Source organism: Candidatus Kurthia intestinigallinarum (assembly GCF_003991225.1).
Taxonomy (GTDB): domain Bacteria; phylum Bacillota; class Bacilli; order Bacillales_A; family Planococcaceae; genus Kurthia; species Kurthia populi.
Window position 1 is genome coordinate 1 of record NZ_JTFC01000229.1, and the last position, 1,566, is coordinate 1,566.

The 1,566-nt window shown below is 36.1% G+C and carries 1 pseudogene; it reads right to left on the reverse strand.

Features of this window, described 5'->3' with window-relative positions:
- Positions 1-526: pseudogene (locus QI30_RS20070) on the reverse strand (bifunctional DNA primase/polymerase); the annotation flags it as partial.
- Positions 527-1,566: the final 1,040 nt, after the last annotated feature.

The window sequence follows — 1,566 nt, forward strand, 5'->3', positions numbered from 1 at the left end:
CACGGAAGTTTTCTTTATTCGAAATAAACAGTGGTGATTCCAGTACAAAATACAGCTGATAACCACGATCCGATGCAACAATAAACGTCGGTAAACCAATTGAAGCGTCCATGCAGACAAGTAGCAGCTCGTTCACGCTATATTTTTTCGTATCAATGTCGACGACGAACGTATTAATCTGCTGAAGATTACGCTCCTCAAAGCCGTGGATATAACGACGCGTGTCATCCGTATAACCAAACGTACGGTACACGTTCGGTGTGAAGTGTGTAAGCGTGTGCGCATCCTCTAATAACGTTTCCTTCGACGTCACGATATACCCCTTTACGCCATTTGCTGTAAAGTCTGCTTTTTGACGCACCACAAAGACAGCCCCTTGACGTGTCGATTTTTCTTTCTTCTCTGCCTCAACACGTGCTGGCAAGCTCGCTTTAGAATGCTTCTTTTTATATGTGTGGATTCCTGTATGTAGCAGCGTATCAAACAGCTGCCCCATCTCCTGCTTTTCTAACGCAAAAATAGCCATGGACATAGCTCTCCTTTCCTCTAGGTGAGCGTCCACAGCTATCTCGTTCAAAAGCACACTTAAAAAAGGGTGCATGAAGCCAATTTTCAATCAGAAATATTGAAAATGTCGTCTACAGTTGCTATAATTAGCGTAATATTGTTTTACTAATGGCGTGTTACCAGCACACCATTTATTTAATCTAATTATAACAACAAATAAGCTTCGACCAAAAAGCTCATTTTGTTGTAGATCAACGACCATAAGTTAGTTACCAGCTAACCGCTCGGACGCTCACTTATTTAGTTGTTCTTTGTTTGAGTCATTCCTTGTCCTGCCAAAGACAAATGAGGAATGGCTTTTTATTTTGCCTAAAATCTTTATTACTACTAAATAAAACATAAAATACGAGGGTTGTAAACTCATAAAAAGCATTGATACCCTTATGTTTTCTCGCACTTTTCTACTTTTCCACTTTTGCGAGAAAGTTGACTTTGAGTAGAAATTGCAAATTTCCACTTTTCCACCTTTGCAAAGTAGAAATGATTTTTTGCGTTTTAAAATGGACATAAAAATCCCCTCTCATGCCTTACTACATAAGGATTTTCATGAAAGGGGGCGAATAACAACTTTATTTCAAAAGTAGAAATTTCTACTTTTGTTAAGTAGATATGTTTCTCGCATAGGTGGAAATTTCTACTTTTCCACTTTTGTGAGGGAAAGGGCGTTATATTACATTTTTGTTACAAGCGTTTTTTTATTCTTTCTTTTCTATATGGTAGTTTTTTGTATCTTCTGATTTGGTAAACATGCTATAATATTCTGTACATCTATTTATGTTTTTTCAACTGTACATGGAATATAAGCTTTCAAATTTATATTCTGCGTACAAGAATAAGAAAAGGAGGGGCTTTTTTTTTATGGTAAAAAAGGAAATCGATATGTTAACAGAGAATTATATTAGTAATATCCAAAATCTAAATCGTATCAATATTTTGGATGAAATCTTACTTCAATATATTCATAAGGCAAATATACAACCAGAAGGCCAACAAAAAATC